General features: G+C 69.1%; 14 protein-coding genes. 9 read left to right on the top strand and 5 right to left on the bottom strand.

Going from position 1 to position 16,439, the window contains the following annotated elements; translation table 11 throughout:
* The 6 genes from AB0B66_RS24175 to AB0B66_RS24150 all read left to right on the top strand — a co-directional run.
* Nucleotides 1-246 (top strand): Rieske 2Fe-2S domain-containing protein (locus AB0B66_RS24175; RefSeq protein WP_360533979.1); only part of this gene is annotated, 246 nt, incomplete at its 5' end.
* A 210-nt stretch (nt 247-456) separates the two neighbouring features.
* The gene (locus AB0B66_RS24170) at nt 457-3,495 is read left to right on the top strand and encodes an AAA family ATPase (RefSeq protein WP_360533976.1); all 3,039 of its coding nucleotides are present in this window, start codon (nt 457-459) and stop codon (nt 3,493-3,495) included.
* A gap of 87 nt (nt 3,496-3,582) precedes the next feature.
* Nucleotides 3,583-4,272: an alpha/beta hydrolase gene (locus tag AB0B66_RS24165; RefSeq protein ID WP_360533973.1), complete on the top strand. Its 690-nt coding sequence runs from the start codon at nt 3,583-3,585 to the stop codon at nt 4,270-4,272.
* The gene (locus AB0B66_RS24160) at nt 4,269-6,506 is read left to right on the top strand and encodes a helix-turn-helix domain-containing protein (protein ID WP_360533970.1); all 2,238 of its coding nucleotides are present in this window, start codon (nt 4,269-4,271) and stop codon (nt 6,504-6,506) included. Before AB0B66_RS24165 ends, AB0B66_RS24160 begins: the two co-directional genes overlap by 4 nt.
* Before the next feature lie 103 nt (nt 6,507-6,609).
* Nucleotides 6,610-7,305, top strand: a complete 696-nt coding sequence (locus AB0B66_RS24155; protein WP_360533967.1) for an alpha/beta hydrolase — start codon at nt 6,610-6,612, stop codon at nt 7,303-7,305.
* 26 nt (nt 7,306-7,331) lie between these two features.
* Nucleotides 7,332-8,168, top strand: a complete 837-nt coding sequence (locus AB0B66_RS24150) for an alpha/beta hydrolase (protein ID WP_360533961.1) — start codon at nt 7,332-7,334, stop codon at nt 8,166-8,168.
* A 486-nt stretch (nt 8,169-8,654) separates the two neighbouring features.
* Here AB0B66_RS24150 and AB0B66_RS24145 read toward each other — a convergent pair whose 3' ends face one another.
* Both AB0B66_RS24145 and AB0B66_RS24140 read right to left on the bottom strand, forming a co-directional pair.
* Complete coding sequence (locus AB0B66_RS24145; protein ID WP_360533958.1) at nt 8,655-10,061, bottom strand: MFS transporter; 1,407 nt, start codon at nt 10,059-10,061, stop codon at nt 8,655-8,657.
* A gap of 247 nt (nt 10,062-10,308) precedes the next feature.
* On the bottom strand, nt 10,309-11,370 hold the full coding sequence (locus tag AB0B66_RS24140) for an MBL fold metallo-hydrolase (protein ID WP_360533955.1): 1,062 nt from the start codon (nt 11,368-11,370) through the stop codon (nt 10,309-10,311).
* Between the two features lie 250 nt (nt 11,371-11,620).
* Between AB0B66_RS24140 and AB0B66_RS24135 the strand changes: the two genes are divergently transcribed.
* From AB0B66_RS24135 to AB0B66_RS24125, 3 genes are all read left to right on the top strand, one after another.
* Nucleotides 11,621-12,301: a TetR/AcrR family transcriptional regulator gene (locus tag AB0B66_RS24135; protein WP_360533952.1), complete on the top strand. Its 681-nt coding sequence runs from the start codon at nt 11,621-11,623 to the stop codon at nt 12,299-12,301.
* A gap of 69 nt (nt 12,302-12,370) precedes the next feature.
* Nucleotides 12,371-12,841: a MarR family winged helix-turn-helix transcriptional regulator gene (locus AB0B66_RS24130; RefSeq protein WP_360533949.1), complete on the top strand. Its 471-nt coding sequence runs from the start codon at nt 12,371-12,373 to the stop codon at nt 12,839-12,841.
* Nucleotides 12,842-13,038: 197 nt separating this feature from the next.
* Nucleotides 13,039-13,662 (top strand): flavodoxin family protein, encoded by a 624-nt coding sequence (locus tag AB0B66_RS24125; RefSeq protein WP_360533946.1) that lies wholly within the window; start codon nt 13,039-13,041, stop codon nt 13,660-13,662.
* Nucleotides 13,663-13,743: 81 nt separating this feature from the next.
* Here the strand turns inward: AB0B66_RS24125 and AB0B66_RS24120 are convergent, their stop codons facing one another.
* The 3 genes from AB0B66_RS24120 to AB0B66_RS24110 all read right to left on the bottom strand — a co-directional run bounded on the left by AB0B66_RS24120 (nt 13,744) and on the right by AB0B66_RS24110 (nt 16,057).
* Nucleotides 13,744-14,271: a MarR family winged helix-turn-helix transcriptional regulator gene (locus AB0B66_RS24120; RefSeq protein ID WP_360533943.1), complete on the bottom strand. Its 528-nt coding sequence runs from the start codon at nt 14,269-14,271 to the stop codon at nt 13,744-13,746.
* Between the two features lie 172 nt (nt 14,272-14,443).
* Nucleotides 14,444-15,193, bottom strand: coding sequence for a glucose 1-dehydrogenase (locus AB0B66_RS24115; protein WP_360533940.1), 750 nt, complete (start codon nt 15,191-15,193; stop codon nt 14,444-14,446).
* A 33-nt stretch (nt 15,194-15,226) separates the two neighbouring features.
* Nucleotides 15,227-16,057 (bottom strand): oxidoreductase, encoded by an 831-nt coding sequence (locus tag AB0B66_RS24110; RefSeq protein WP_360533937.1) that lies wholly within the window; start codon nt 16,055-16,057, stop codon nt 15,227-15,229.
* Nucleotides 16,058-16,439 lie beyond the last annotated feature (382 nt).

Here is a 16,439-nt window from a genome sequence, read left to right as displayed (position 1 = left end):
GCCGAGGGCTGGTACGAGTCGCAGCGGCCCGACGCGGAGGACATCACCGTGGGCGGCTGGTCGTTCCAGCGGCGCTGCCCGCACCTGAAGGCCGATCTGACCCGCTTCGGCATCGTCGAGGGCGACCAGCTCACCTGCCAGCTGCACGGCTGGAAGTGGAACCTGGCCACCGGCCGCTGCCAGAACGCCACAGCCAGCCACAACGTACGAGCTCAACGCGACAGCCAGCGGGCTGCCAACCGGTAACTCACCCCACACCCGAGCACCACCACGGGTCGACCAACACCGGCACCATGGAGAGTCCTGGCTGAGGCCCGGAACGTGTGGCGAACCCGACGAGGCTGACGTCCACCGGCGCGTGTGCGGCGACTTTGGCCGCTGCGGGGGCTGGTTGCCCAGTGCCCAGGCACCGCCGGCGGCCAGCGCGGCCGCTGCTGCGTCGGCGTTTTGCGACCCGTGCCAGCCCTCGGCACACCCTCGGGTGAAGCACGGGGGGCCACCCGTGGGTGCGTGCCTCCAAGAGCCATAAAAGGGTCTGAAGCGCCCATCAGGGCAGATTCCCTCGCGTTGATGATCCTTCCAACGGCTACGCTGCCAGGAGAAGCCGCAGTACCAGCCGAGGGCGATCCTCAGGGGCCGCGACAGGTCGCCCGATCGGTCAGGCAGCGCGGACTTTCGGCAGCGGCTGCGTCAGGAGCGGAGATGAGCGAACCCCACGGCCGCGTTGCCTGGGCGCGGCACGACCCGTCGCTTATCGGCCGCGACGACGACATCGCCTTCGTACGGTCTTTCGTCGAGGGCACCACCACCAGCGGCGCAGCGTTGGTCATCCTCGGCGACGCCGGGATAGGCAAATCGGTGCTGGTCGCCGACGCCGCAAATCATGCCGCGGCCCTGGGGACGCAGGTCATCTGGGCCGTCGGAGTCGAACACGACGCGAACGTCAGCTTCACCGGCTTGGCCCAGGTGGTGTCACCGCTGCTGGCCGACCTCGACCGCCTCGAACCCGCACACCGGGCCGCGTTGCGCGGCGCGCTCGGCCTCGACGCCTCCATCAACGCCAATCGGCTGGCGATCTCGAACGCCGCCCTGCAGCTGCTCATCCGAGCGGCCACTGCGCGTCCGCTCTTGCTGATCGTCGACGACATGCCATGGCTGGATCCGATCAGCGCACAGATCCTCGCGTTCTGCGCCCGGCGGGTCGCCGGGCACCGCATCGGCGTACTCGCCACTGCCCGGACCGGAGAACCGACGGCGTTCGACACCAGCGGGCTGTCCACCTACGAGCTCGCGCCGCTGTCCGACGAAGCTTCCCAGCGTCTGCTCGACAGCCGCTACCCGGCGCTGGCGGCCCGGCCCCGGCAACGGCTGCTTGCCGAGGCTCAGGGCAATCCGCTGGCGCTGCTGGAGCTGCCCATAGCCTTATCCACGCAAGGTCCAGGCCCGCTGACGGCCGTCCTGCCGATCACCGGTCGGCTGCAACAGGTCTTCGCCGCCCGCATCGGTGACCTTCCGAAAGCGACACGCCAAGCCCTCCTGTTGGCGGTACTCGACGGCACCGGCGACCTCAGTGTCATCGCCGAGCCGCGCAGAGCCGCTGCTGACCTGGCCCCGGCCGTGAACATGCGGCTGGTGTCCGTGGACGTCGCCGCAGCCAAGCTGAGCTTCCGCCACACCCTGATTCGGTCTGTGATCATCGGATGCACCACCGGCGAACAGCTACGAGAAGCCCACCGCAGGCTTGCCGAACATCATCGCCGCGACGTCCACCGGCGGGCATGGCATCTGGCCGAGGCCAGCACCGGCCCGGACGAGGCGACTGCCGCGCTGCTGGAGCACGTTGCCCACATCAACCTGTTTCGCGGTGACTCCGTTGTCGCGATCACCGAACTCCTGCGCGCTGCTGATCTCAGCCCCGACGGCGGTGCCCGAAGCGCCCGGTTGGCCGAAGCCGCCTACTTCGGTGCCGTCGTCACCGGAGACCTACGCGAAGTGCCGGCCCTTCTCGATGCCGCCCGCCGTGCCGACCCCGAACACCACGGGTCGCTAGCCGGCGCGGTCGCCGGCGCCTACCACCTGCTCAACGAGGCTGGTGATGTCGACTCCGCCTACCGGCTACTGGCCGCCGCGATCGACGCACTGCCGCAACCGCGCGACGCCCACGACAAGACCCTGATCGAGGCGCTGTACACGCTGCTGATGGTCTGCTTCTTCGCCGGTCGGGCCGAGTTCTGGGCGACCTTTCATGCCACGGTGGACCGGCTGGAGCCCCGCGCGCCGCAGCTGATTTCCGTCCTGGCCGCCACCTTCGGCGACCCCGCGCACAGGGCGCTGCCGATTCTGGACACCCTCGACACCGCGATCGCGGCGCTGCGCCGGGAGAACAGCCCCGCGCGCATCGTCCGAACCGCGATCGCCGCCAGTTATCTCGACCGGATCGGCGAGTGCCGCGAGCCGCTGTGGCGGGCGGTGCGGCACGGCCGTGAGGGCGGAGCGGTGACCTCTGCGATCGAGGCTCTGTCACTGCTGGCCAACGACGCCTATTTCACCGGCCGCTGGGACGACCTGGCCGCGCTCACGGCCGAGGCGATCGACCTGTGCCAGAGCCACGACTACACGCTGCTGCGCTGGCCGAGCCTGTTCCTGCAAGCGCTGGTCGCCGCGGCGCGCGGCGACGACGACACCGCCCACGAACTCACCCAGCAGCTGACCCGCTGGGCAGGTCCCCGCCGGGCAGGCGCCATCATGTCGTACGCATGGCACATCCGTGCTCTCGCTGCGCTGTCAAAGGCCGACTTCGAAGAGGCGTACCGGTGCGCGAGCACGGTCAGCCCCGTCGGCAGCCTGGCACCGCACGCACCGAACGCACTGTGGCTGATCATGGAGGTGGTCGAGGCGGCCGCCCGCACCGGCCGGGCAGATGACGCCCGCGCCCACGTCGCCGCCGCCGAACGATCACACGTGGCGGAGCTGTCGCCCCGCCTGGCACTCACCGCGGCCGGCGCCCGTGCCATGGCAGCCGATGACGCCTCCTTCGCACCGCTTTTCGACCTGGCGCTGGCGTCGCCCGGTGCCGACCGGTGGCCGTTCGACCTGGCCCGCATCCATTTGGCCTACGGCGAACGGTTACGCCGCACCCGGTCGCCGGCCGCGGCCCGTCCTCAGCTGCAGGCGGCCGCGGATCTGTTCGACCAACTGCAGGCCCGGCCCTGGGCGCACCGGGCCGTCAACGAACTGCGCGCGACCGGACTGCATCGCGACAGTCCTGCCGGTGGTGAGCAGGTGGCGGTGCTGACCGCCCAGCAGTTGCAGATCGCCCGGCTGGCCGCGACGGGGCTGACCAACAAGCAGATCGCCGAACGGCTGTTCCTGTCGGCCCGCACTGTGGGCTACCACCTGCACCAGATCTTCCCGAAGCTCGGCGTGACCTCCCGCGCGGGGCTGCACGAGGCGCTCGGCCGCCTTCCCGGCGAAGACGGCGACCTTACGGACTGACCGGTCATTTGACAGACGCGGCAGGCCACCGCATGTCCATAACGTCGGCTTTAGGTTCCATCAACCGGTGAACACCTGGAGAAGACGATGACCAACATCAACAACGTCGTGCTGGTGCACGGCGGTTTCGTCGACGGCTCCGGCTGGCAGAAGGTCTACCAGCTGCTGCGCCGTGACGGCTTCAACGTCAGCATCGTGCAGAACCCGACCTTGTCGCTGGCCGGTGATGCTGAGGCGACCCGGCGGGTCCTGCAGCGCCAGAACGGCCCGACCGTACTCGTCGGCCACTCCTACGGTGGCGCGGTCATCAGCGAAGCCGGCAATCACCCGGCGGTGGCCGCACTGGCCTACGTCGCGGCGTTCGCACCCGACAAGGGCGAGTCGGTCAACACCCTGATCGCCGACCCGCCGCCTGGCGCGCCGGTGCCGCCGATCCTGCCGCCGCAGGACGGGTTCCTGCTCCTCGACCGGGACAAGTTCCACGCCTCGTTCGCCGCGGACGTGCCGCTGGACGAGGCACAGTTCCTGGCCGACTCGCAGGTGCCATGGGGTGTCGACGCGCTGTCCGGGGCCGTCTCGGATGCGGCGTGGCGGTACAAGCCCAGCTGGTACCTCGTGGCCGCCGATGACCGGATGATCCCGCCACCGGCTCAGCGGGCCATGGCCGAGCGCGCCGGATCGACCGTCGCCGAGACACCCGGCAGCCATGCCGTGTACGTGTCACAACCCCAAGCCGTCGCCGACCTGATCCGCCAGGCTGCGGCCGGTGCCCGGTGAGCAGCACGTTCGCAGCAGAGTTGCGCACCGCCCGCCACGACGCCGGCCTGACGCTGGAGGAGCTGTCCGAGGCCTCCGGCGTCAGCGTGCGGGCACTCAGCGACATGGAACGCGGCCGGGCCCTCGGCCCGCAACGCCGGACGGTGGCGCAGATCGCCGACGCGCTCAAACTCGACGACCAGCCCCGCGAGCGGCTCCTGGCCCTGGCGAAGGCAGGCCGGACCCGCTCGGCCTACCTCAGCGCCGCGCCTGGCTCCTGTGAACTGCCCGGCCCGCTCGGCGACTTCACCGGCCGGGCCGCCGAACTGGCCTGGCTCCTGCACCGCGTCCAGGACCGGGCCCGCGCCGACGACCAGGCAGGCACCGCGGTGATCTCCGGCGGTGCCGGCCTGGGCAAGACGACGTTGGCGGTACGCGCCGCGCACCACGTACGGGACCGCTTCCCCGGCGGCGTGCACTTCATCGAAGCGCACGGCATGACCAGGCGCCCGTCACCCAGCGACGAGATGCTGGCCCGTCTCCTGCGAGCGCTGGGAGTACGCGACCCGCACCTTCCACAAGACCCGGCCGAACGAGCCGCCCGCTACCGGCAACTGCTGCGTGAACGACGCGTCCTGGTGATCGTCGACGACGCGGCGACCGAAGCACAGGTCCGGCCGCTGCAGCCGGGAGCCGGCAGCAGCCGTCTCATCGTCACCAGCCGCCGCGTGCTGGCAGGGCTGGTAGGCGTACAGCGGCTGCAGCTGACGCCGATGCCGACCGCCGATGCACAGGACCTGATGACGCGCATACTCGCCGACGGCGCGTCTGCGCCTCGCCACGAGGACATGGACGGTCTGGTGAAACTGTTGGGCGGGCTGCCGCTGGCGCTGCGCATCGCCGGCAACCGGCTGCTGTCCCGGCCGCAGTGGAGCGTGGCCGACCTGGTGCTGCGGCTGGCGGCCGCCGAGCGGCGCCTCGACCAGCTCAGCGCCGGTGACCTGCAAGTCGCCGCCGCGTTCGGGGTGTCGTACGAGCAGCTACCCGAGCCGACCCGGAGGCTGTTCCGGCAGATCGCGCTGGTGCCCGGCGCGGACTTCAACGCGGCGCTGGCTTCGGAGATCGTGCAGATGTCTGCGACGACCGCCGAGGAGCATCTCGACGATCTAGTGGATCTCGGTCTGCTGGAGACGGCGCCGAATGGACGCTACCGTTTCCACGACCTGGTGCGTCTCTATGCCCACCGGCGCGCCGAACACGAAGACACCGCAGCCGAGGTGACCTCCGCCCGCCGGCGGATGATCACCTGGCTGCTGGATACCCTGACCGCCGCAGGACGGTGGTTCGAACCCGGCGGCGACCGCACCACGTTCGCCACCACCGACGACGCCGACAGCTGGATCCGGGCCGAAGCCGAGCACTGGTTCCCGGCCCTGGGCGCCGCCGCGGTCGACGGCGACCACGCTGCGGTGACGCAGGCAGTCGGCGCGATGCACTGGTTCTCCGACCGGTGGGTGCACTGGCACCGATGGCGCGACGTGTTCGCCCTCGGCTACGACTCGGCCGTCCACCTGGGCGACATCCGGCTGCAGGCCGAGTTCCTCAACTATGTGGCCTGGACCCATACGCTGCCGTGGCGCGACGCGCGGCCTGCGCTCGACCTCACCGCGCGCGCACTCGCCCTCGCCGACGCGGCCGGCGACGTGCTGCAACAGGCGTGGGCGCTGCACTACACCGCCGTCGCCCAACGCAGACTGGGCGATCTGTCAGCGGCCCAGGACGCCGCACGCACGGCGGCTGACCTGTTCCAGCAGGCCGGCGACATCGACGCCACCTGCCAGGCCTGGATCCTGCGTGGCTACATCGCGGTGGCGCTCGGCGACACCGACGAAGCACTCGTCTGCTACCAGCAGTCACTGCGGCTGGCCGAGGACCCGTCTGCCGGCATGACCCCCACGATCGCCGAAGGCACTCTGCCGGTCGTGCTGTCGCGCATCGCCCAGGCGCTGGGCACCGCAGGCCGCGCCGACGAAGGCATACCACTGATGTTGCGCGCGGTCGACCTGCTCAAAGGCACCGACAACCGGCTGCTGCAGGCCACCATGCTCTGGATGTTGGCCGAGCTTTACGACGCCTCCCACGCCGATCAAGCACGACAGGTTCTGCTGAATGCCGCCGAGCTCTTCGAGTCGATCGGCGAACACCAGCAGGCGGCCACCTGCCGCAGCAGAGCCGCGATGGCCGGGCAGACGTAGTTCTGCATGTTGTCCTGCCTGGTCCGGGGCTTGCGGAACCGGTTGCATGGGTTGCGAAGCGGCGGGCGGTCCGCCCGCCGCACAGCGATTCGGGAGCAACCCCATGAGCAAACCCATCCGCAACGTCGTGCTGGTGCACGGCGGTTTCGTCGACGGTTCCGGCTGGCAGGCCGTGCACCGGCTGCTGACCGCCGACGGATACCACGTCAAGATCGTGCAGAACCCGACACTGTCGCTGGAAGGCGACGTCGCCGCCACCCGGTTCATCCTCGACGACCTCGACGGTCCGGCCATCCTCGTCGGGCACTCCTACGGCGGCGCCGTCATCAGCGAAGCCGGCACCCACGAAGCCGTCGCGGGCCTGGTCTACATCGCGGCGTTCGCACCGGACAAGGGAGAGTCGGTCAACACGCTGATCGCCGACCCGCCGCCCGGCGCGCCCGTCCCGCCGATCCTGCCGCCCCGCGACGGGTTCCTGTTCCTTGACCGGGACAGGTTCCACGCCTCGTTCGCCGGCGACCTGTCTGCCCAGGACGCGGCGTTCCTGGCCGACTCGCAGGTCCCCTGGGGCGTCGGCTGCCTGGCCGGCGCCGTCACCGAGCCGGCATGGCGGCACAAGCCCGCCTGGTACCTGGTCGCCACCGACGACCGCATGATCCCGCCGGGCGCGCAGCGGGCCATGGCCGCCCGCGTCGGCGCGATCACCGCCGAGGCGACCGGCAGCCACGCCGTGTACGCCTCCCAGCCGACCGCCGTCGCCGACCTCATCCGCCAGGCCGCAGCCTCCGCGGCCAACTGATACCCACCACGAGTAGGAGCACAACAATGTCCCACCAGATCTCCCGGCGGACCCTCGTCACCGGCGCAGGCGCCGGCCTCGCGCTCACCGCAACGGCGCTCGCCACCGGCCCGGCCGTGTTCGCCGAGACCACCGGCACCACCGGGTCGGCCAAGCCGACCATCGTGCTCGTGCACGGCGGCTACGCCGACTCGTCCTGCTGGAACGCGACCATCCAGCAGTTGCAGGGCAAGGGCTACAGCACCGTCTGCGCGGCGAACCCCCTGCGGGGAATCCCCACCGACGCGCCGTACGTCGCGAGCCTGCTGGACTCGATCAGCGGTCCGGTCGTGCTGGTCGCGCACTCCATGGGCGGAACGGTCATCACCAACGCCGCCGCCGGGAAGTCCAACGTCAAGGCGCTGGTCTACATCGCGGCGTTCGTGCCCGAGGTCGGCGAGACGCAGGGCGAACTCATCACCAAGTTCCCCGGCAGCGAGGTCGCGCCGGTGAGCGTGGGCGTGCCGTACACCAAGGCCGACGGCACCACCGGAATCGACCTGTACCTGAGCAAGGACGGCCAGGCGGCCTTCGCCGCCGACATCTCCACCAGCGCCTTCCGGACCTTGCAGGCCACGCAGCGGCCGTTCGACGCCGACTCCTTCATCTTCCCGACCACCGCCACGGCCTGGAAGACGATCCCGACATGGGCGCTGGTCGCCGGCCAGGACAAGGCGATCCCGCCTGCCACCCAACGCTGGATGTACAGCCGCGCCAACGCCCGCAAGGTCGTCGAAGTGCCGAATTCGTCGCACGTCGTGATGCTCAGCAACCCCAGGGTCGTGGCTGAACTCATCACCGACGCAGCCAGGGCGGTCTGCTGAGGCTCGCCGCGCAGGCCCCGGTCCGCCACCGTGGACCGGGGCCATGTCATTGAAAACACCCTTCTCCGGCGGCGCCAGCCAGGTACGACGCCGCAGCAGCTCCGAAGGCTGGGTTTCGGCTCCGACGCCCAGCATGACCGCGTCGTGGCGTGGCGGCGGACCGTATTCACCAATTGGCAGGGTCACGGCGTATACGGGTTGGGTGAAGGCGTTTATGAGCGCTGTACTTGAGCGCATACTCATGTCAGCTGTCCGGCAAAGTCCATGGCATCGATCAGGCCAAACGTATCCGGCGCGTGCGTGGCCATCGACGTTCGGTTGAGTGTGCCCGACTCGTCCAAGCGCTCAACCTCACCGTCCGGAACGCAGCGCCACCGGCTCGGCGGGACATCTACCCCACTGCCGACTGAGCGGTTACATGGGCCCTGCCCGAGGGCGGAGGATGCGCGGCCGGGGACCCGCGACTCCCGACCTGGGGTCCGGCCGTCAGGCCGCAGGTGGCGTCCGGCCGAGTCGGTGGTGTCGGGCGATGAGCACCGTGGTCGCCAGCGCGGCCAGGCCGGCCACAGCCAGGGTCGCGAATCCGCAGGTGTAGCCGGACTCGGCGGACGGGCCGCCCGCAGGGGTATGCGCGCCGATGACGCCGCTCATGAGTGCGACGCCGATCGACCCGCCGATGGTGCGGACGTTGGCGGTGACGCCGTTGGCCACGCCTGTCTGGTCCGGGCGTACGGCGGCGACGATGATGTTGGACATCGTGGAGAACGCGGTCCCGAGCGCGGCGCCCAGCAGCGCCAGTGCTACCAGCACCTGCCATTGGTGGTCGTGTCGGATGGCGATGATGGTGATCCCGGCGGTGTACAGCGCCGACGCTGCGACCAGCACGAGCCGGGATCCGAACCGTGCGGTCAGCCGCGCGGAGGCGAGCCCGGCGAAGAACATCGCCACGGTCATCGGCAGCAGGATGAGGCCTGCCTGGGTGGCGCTGGCCCCGAAGCCGTAGCCGGTCGCCGGCGCAGTCTGGACGAAGACCGGCAGGTATGTCATGACCGCGAACAGTCCGACGCCGAACAGCAGCGACACCAGGTTGGTCGTCCATACGGCGGTGATCCGCATCATCCGCATGTCGATCAATGGCCGGCCGGAGCGCCTCTCCACCGCGACCCAGGCGGCAGCCAGTATGGCGGCACCCGCCAGGGGCGTGATGACAGCGGCGGACGTCCAACCCCACCGGGACCCCTGCGAAAGCGGCACGAGCAGTGCGACCAGCCACCCCGCGAGCAGTACGGCGGCGAGCCAGCTGATGGGGCTGGGGTTGCGCGAGGGTGACGGCGGGACGATCAGCCGTGCGGCCGCTGCGGCACCGGCGGTAAGCAGCAGCGGGATCCAGAACAGCGACCGGATGCCGAGTGCTGTGGTCAGTGGTCCGGCCAGGACGATGCCGACCCCGCCGCCTACTGCTGCCAGGGCGGCGCCGACACCGATCGCGCCCGGCACGCGCTGGCGCGGTAGCTCGTCGCGGATGATGCCGTAGGCCAGGGGGATCACGCCGCCGCCTATACCCTGTACGGCTCGGCCGAGGATCATGATGGCGATGTTCGGTGCCAGCGCACAGATCGCTGATCCAGTGGCTAGCGCGATCAGCGAAGCGGTGAGCACGCGGTCCTTGCCGTACCGATCGCCCAGCCGCCCGACGACGGGGGTGAAGACCGAGGTCGACAGCAGGAAGGCTGTCATGACCCACGGGATCAGCTGCTGTGTTGTGCCCAGTTCCTGCCGCAGCGCGGGCAGTACCGGATTGAGCAGTGACTGGAGCATGGCGAACGCGAACACGGCGAGCAGCACGACGGGTAAGACGGCGCGCGGTGGCCGGGGTTCTCGGTGAGTAGGCATGAAGCTTGTCCTTCTGTACGGGAGCTACGCGGGCAGCGCGATCGAAGGCCGGGTGCCGCAACGCGCGTCGAACGGGCCGTTCGCGGTTGGGGACCGTGCTGCAGCGAGGGGCTGCCTCATCCGTGCGTCGCAGGCGAGGGGTCGCGGCTCGCGCCTGTCCGGCGCAAGGCGTGAGCCGCGTCGTCGCCTGTGTGCACCGCCGACGCGCCGGTGGTGGCACGACGGCGGTGCTGCGTGGGGCGGAAGGTCAGACGATGTACCAGGGTCCGCCGACGCCGCGGCGCTGGTAGCCGTGGTGGGTGCGCTCGGTGCGGGTCGACTCCATGACGGTGAAGGCGTGGTACTTGGTGAATGGAGTGGCGCCGGCCAGCCGTTCGGGCCAGGTCTGGCCGTTGGAGGTGGTCTTGCTCAGCGTCTTGTCGACGATGTAGTTGACCATCGAGTTCATGAAGTTCTCCGCGCCCACGAGGCGGTGCTCTTTGCCCATGCCGTGGTGGAAGCTTTCCAGGACGTCCTTGGAAGCCATCTCCTTGAGCGCCTCGTCGGCGTGGTCGCGCACGTCGTGCCAGTACTCCCGGACGATCTCGACGTCTTCGCGGGTGCCCCAGCGGGTGATGTGGCCGCCGATGAGGGCTTTGAAGTCGTAGGACAGGATGTCGTCGTGGGCCTGGTAGAACCCGCTGATGTTTTCCGAGAAGTCGCAGTGCATGAACGCCACCGAGCCAGGGCTCACGATGTCGATCTTCGTGAGCACCTTTTGGGTGGGTGCCCAGATGTAGATGTTGCCGGGGCAGTGGTCGGCGCCCTTGTAGGACAGTTCCAGCTTGGTCCCGCCGACCTCGAGCGTGGCCTCGGTGTCGAACGTCTCGGTCGGCAGCGGGCGGTACTTGTCCGGGAAGCGGGCCAGCAGGTCGCGGGTGATGTCGTGGGCGATGATCTTCACCTTCGGGCCGAACATGGACGCCGCGCCGATGTGGTCGGAGTGCCAGTGGCTGTAGACCAGGTGGGTGACCGGTGCGTCGGTGACCGACTCGATCGCGGCGAAGATGTTCTCGCCCAGCGGCGGCGGCGCGTCGATCACGATGACGCCCTCGCCGGTGAGCATGAACGCCGATTCGTATCCTGACGGCGTGGTCACCCAGTAGAAGCCGTCGCCCAGCTCCTCTTTGTGCCAGCCCTTGGCGTAGAACGACGGGTCGTTGATGTGCTCGGGCATGAACTGCTGCGGCGACGGGGCGTGCTCGCCGGGAACGGCCTTGGGGAAGCCGAACTTCTTGGCGGCGTAGAAGTCGCCGTACTTGCCTACCATCTGTTGCTCCTGTTCCTGTCTGCCGGTTACTGCCTGGTTGCAGAACCGGCTTGCGCCGCCAGTGCGCCCACGGAGGGCGGACCGCATCGACGGCGCGAGATCGGCTGAGCCGCCGGATAATCCACGGCGAACGGACCCTCGACACAAGTGGAGGACCCCCTCATGTTCCGAACGTAGCACAACATGAGGACTCCCTCAGATTTTGTGAGATGCTTCATGAGGGTGCCCTCACCTTTGGTAAGGTCGGCCCATGCCGCCCGGATCCGCTTCGCCGAACCGTTCAACACGACCTCTGCGGCGAGACGCCCAACGCAACCGAGACGCGCTGCTCGCAGCCGCCTCCGACGCGTTTGCACGGGAGGGCCTCAACGCGTCGCTGGAGGGCATCGCACGCCAGGCCGGTGTCGCGATCGGCACGCTGTACCGGCATTTCCCGACTCGCCCGGACCTGGTCCAGGAAGCTTTCGAGGGCAAGCTGCAGACCTGGCTGGCCGCGGCCGAGGCGAGCGCCTGCGCGCCGGATCCGTGGGAGGGTTTCTGCGGTTATCTCGAAACGCTGTGCGATCTGCAGGCCGATGACAGCGGAATGAACGACCTGGCGTCGATGCACGTTCCGCTGCCGGACTTCGTCAGCGGCCGGCTGACCCGGATCCGCGAGCTCACCCAGACCATCGTCGACCGCGCCCACCAGCAGGGCACCCTGCGCGCCGACGTGACGCGCCAGGACCTGGCCTTCGTCATCTGGGCACACAGCCGGATCGCGGCGGCCACCCGCGACGTGGCTCCCGATGTGTGGCGCCGCCACCTGCACCTCATGCTCGACGCCTTCCGGGCCGGCAATGCCCATCCGCTGCCTGTTCCCCCGATGAGCCAGGACCAGGTGGACCGGGCCATGACCAACCTCGGCAGCACCCATGCGCCCACCGAGTGAGGTGGTGCCACAACCGCGACCCACACACCGACGCGCAAGGTGATACATCACCAGAGTAGGGTCGTCACAGTGAGCAAACCCGAGTACTTGAACGACCGCGAGCGACGAGCCTGGTACGGATTCCTGACCATGCAGGAGGACATCCGCCGGCACATGAACCGCCAGCTGCTCGCCACGACCGGCCTGTCGCTGGCCGACTACGCGGTGCTGAGCGCGCTGTCGGAGGCGCCCGCGGGTTCTTTGCGGATCTTCGAGCTTCGTGAGCGCCTGCGGTGGGAGAAGACGCGGCTCACGCACCAGGTGTCGCGCATGGTCGCCCGCGGCCTGCTCGAGCGGCAGAGCTGCGCAGAGGACACCCGTGGCAATAACGTGGTCCTCACCGCTGCGGGGCGCTCCGCCATCGAAGAGGCCGCGCCGCTGCATGTCAGGTACGTGCGCCAGGTCTTTCTCGATGCACTCAGCCCGCGCCAGCTCGACGCCATCGCCACGGCGTCTGAGGCCATTCTGGAGGCGCTGCAGGACGAGCCGTTCGAAGACTGACGACGCGGTCGGCGCGCTGACCGATGACGACCACTCGCCTGGCTCGTCGAACGCAGCAGATGGGTGATGTGTCACCGGCCACTTGAGGGTGATAGGTCACCCTTGACGCGCCTAAGCTTGCCGGGTGCCGATCTTCCGGCACGTACAGGTTGCCGCCGCACAGTTCGCGGCGGCTGCACAGAACGAAGGAAGAGCACATGTCCCACCCCGTCAATCTCGCCGTCATCTACTACTCCGCGACCGGTGCTGGCACCGAGATCGTCAACGAGATGAGCAAGGCCGCGCAGAACGCCGGCGCGCAGGTCCGGGTCCGCAAGGTCGCCGAGCTGGCACCGCAGTCCGCGATCGATTCGAACCCGCTTTGGGCCTCCCACCACGCCGCGACCGCCGGTGTGCCGACCCCGAGCTTCGACGACATCGAGTGGGCTGACGCGATCATCTTCGGCTCGCCCACCAGGTTCGGCAACATCGCCTCGCAGCTCAAGCAGTTCTTCGACACGCTGGCACCGCTGTGGATGCAGAACAAGCTGGCCGACAAGGTCTACAGCGGCTTCACCTCCGCCTCGACCCGCCACGGCGGGCACGAGTCGACGCTGCTGGCCATGTACAACACGATTTACCACTTCGGTGGCATCATCGTGCCGCCCGGCTACACCGACCCGGTCAAGCTCGTCGACGGCAATCCCTACGGCACGACCCAGCATGTCGAGTACGGCAACGAAGCGGCGTCGGTTGGCACGGACGCCCGCAACTCCGCGCGGCACCAGGCTGAGCGCGTGGTCAAGATCGCGCGCGCGTTGAAGCGGGGCTTGGCTGCCTGACCCGCTGATCGCACCTCGTCGCCGTCTCGCGGACGGTGGCTCATGGATGTCGCCCTGGCCGTCGGCCGGGGCGACATCGCGTCATGCAGCAGGTCGGGCGGATCTGAACTCGGCGGCACGCGGAAGGTGTGCCGGTTGCGGATCCGTCGACATCGCGTCATGCAGCGCCTGGACGACAGCCGCCGAGGCGGCAGCCAGCGCATCGAGCTGGTGTCCGCCGATCACGTCGAGAAAGATCCGGCGCACGTATCGAAGGTGCAGAGGGGTCGCCTCGCGTACGGCCGTCAGGCCCTGCTGTGTGAGTCCGATGTGGTTGCCCCGGATGTCGTCGGCGCAGCTGCGCCGTTCGAGCAGTCCGCGGGCGGCCATGCGCGAAACCTGGTGGGTGAGGCGGGTCTTCTCCCAGCGCAGTTGATCCCTGAGCGCGAACACGCGCAATGAGCCGTCCGATGTCTGGGCCAGGGTGCTCAGCACGGCGTAGTCGGCAAGCGACAGGCCCGTGGCGGTGAGCAGTTGCCGGTTCATGTGCCGGCGGATGTCCTCTTGCATGGACAGGAAGCCGTACCAGGCGCGCTGCTCACGGTCGTTCATATGCTTGAGCTCGGCCATGGTCACGACGTTACCTTCGTGGCGGTCCATCGCTGGTCGTCGTTGGCGCTGCGCGAGCAGAGCCACAGCCCCAGCCGCAGCGGGCGGGCGGGGCGGCGCGGTGGCCGCCGCACAGATGCACGACGCAGGGTGCCGGCCGGCAGCCTTACCCCTCGGCTGCCGGCCGCGCCGGCTACTGCGGCAGGCCGCTGTAGTCGGCTTGTCCTGCCAGTTGGCCGCCGTCGACGGCGAGCTCGCTGCCGGTGATGAATCTGGCGTCGTCGCCGGCGAGGAACAGCACGGCCTCGGCGATGTCGGCCGGCTGGCCGACGCGGCCCAGGGCGATGCTGTCGGTGTCGAAGACGACGCCTCGGGTCATCGGGGTCTCGGTCTGTCCGGGATGTACCGCGTTGACGCGGATCCCGTGGGCGCCCAGTTCCAGGGCGGCGGTCTTGGTCAGGCCGCGCACGCCCCACTTGGACACGACGTAGCCGGACATCCTCGGCACGCCGTGGAATCCGCCGACCGAGCCGACGTTGACGATCGAGCCGCCGCCGGCGCGTCTCATCGCCGGTATGACGGCCTGTATGCCGTTGAACACGCCGATCAGGTTGACGTCCAGGGTGCGCTGCAGCCGGGCGGTGTCCCATTCCTCCAGCGGTGCCGGATCGGCGATCCCGGCGTTGTTGACCAGGATGTCGATGGCGCCGAAGCGCCGTTCACTGCGGTTGACGACGTCGACCCACTGCTGCGGTGAGCGGACGTCCAGCAGTTCTGCCACGGCCCATGCGCCGAGTTCGGCCGCCAGGACTTGCGCTGCCGAGCTGTCCACGTCTGCGATGACCACCTTCGCGCCTTCAGCGACCAGGCGTCGCACGATGGCCGCGCCCATGCCCATGGCGCCGCCGGTGACGATGGCTGTCTTTCCCTCTACTCGCCCCATGGCGAGCCCCTTTCTGCGCGGTGTCCGGTGGGTTCAGTCGTTGAAATCGGTGCCGCGGCTGACGGACTCCCAGGTGACCCGCTCGTCCTGGGTGCGTTTGGCGGCGGCGTTGAGGTCGTCCAGGGACTTGTTTCCCAGCGCCAGTCGAAGCGGGGTGTCGTCGGCCTCCAGCGCTGTCAGGATCGCTGCGGCGATCTTGGCGGGGTCGCCTGGCTGTCGGCCGGTGACCTCTTCGACGTGGGCGCGCAGTGCGCGCACCGTGGGGTCGTAGTCGGCGATGTGCGCCGACTCGGTGATGGCGGCGCCGGCGAAGTTGGTGCGCATCGCGCCGGGCTGGGCGATGAGGACCTTGATGCCCAGTGGGGCGACCTCCTGCGCCAGTGCCACGGACAGTCCTTCGAGGGCGTACTTGCCCGCTGAGTACGCCGACATGCCCGGCACCGAGGTCTGCCCGGCAAGGCTGCTGATCTGCACGATGGCGCCGCTGCGCCGGCGGCGCATGTGCGGCAGGACCGCCTTGGTGAGCGCCACCGGACCGAACAGGTGCAGTTCCATCAGCGGGCGCAGTTCGGCGTCGGTGGTCTCCTCGACCGCGCCGATGTGGCCTCTGCCCGCGCTGTTGACCAGCACGTCGATGCGCCCGTACCGGGCGATCACTTCGTCCACGACCGTGCCGACGCGGGCCGGGTCGGTCACGTCCAGCGACAGCGCCTGCGCTCGATCCGGGTACGCGGCGACGACCTCCTCGGCCCCGTCGGTGCGGCGGTCGGTCAGCACCACCGTGTCACCCGCGCCCAGTGCAGCCCGGGCGATCTCCCGCCCCAGCCCGGACCCAGCGCCGGTGATCAACCAGATTCGTCCCATGATGACTTGCCTTTCTCGCATGCCTTGACCCGGATTTCGGGTGTGGGGCCAGCGTAGGGCGGTCGAGGGTGATACGTCACCCCTTCGTGGTGGGTGACACATCACCTTGGGCATCGCTGTCGACGCGAGCATCGGCTGCTAAATCCACGAATACCGCGCCGCACACTCATCTCTCTCGTCCGAGAGAACTTGCCAGATAGGTGATGAGTCACCTTAGGGCATGCGACGCGAGCCACATCGTGTTGCAGAACAAATATTTGTTGACCAAACTTTGGGTCATACAACTGACCCTCTTGGCCGCGCACCGCCCCCTGCGGTGTTTGTGCCGGCGCAGTGGTTCGAACTCCGAACCGGACTGCGTCACCTTCCTCAATCACTGGTA

Source organism: Catellatospora sp. NPDC049111 (genome assembly GCF_040648615.1).
In the GTDB taxonomy this organism is placed as follows: domain Bacteria; phylum Actinomycetota; class Actinomycetes; order Mycobacteriales; family Micromonosporaceae; genus Catellatospora; species Catellatospora aurea.
The sequence above is the reverse complement of the archived record's forward strand: the minus strand, read 5'-3'. Positions and strand labels throughout refer to the sequence as shown.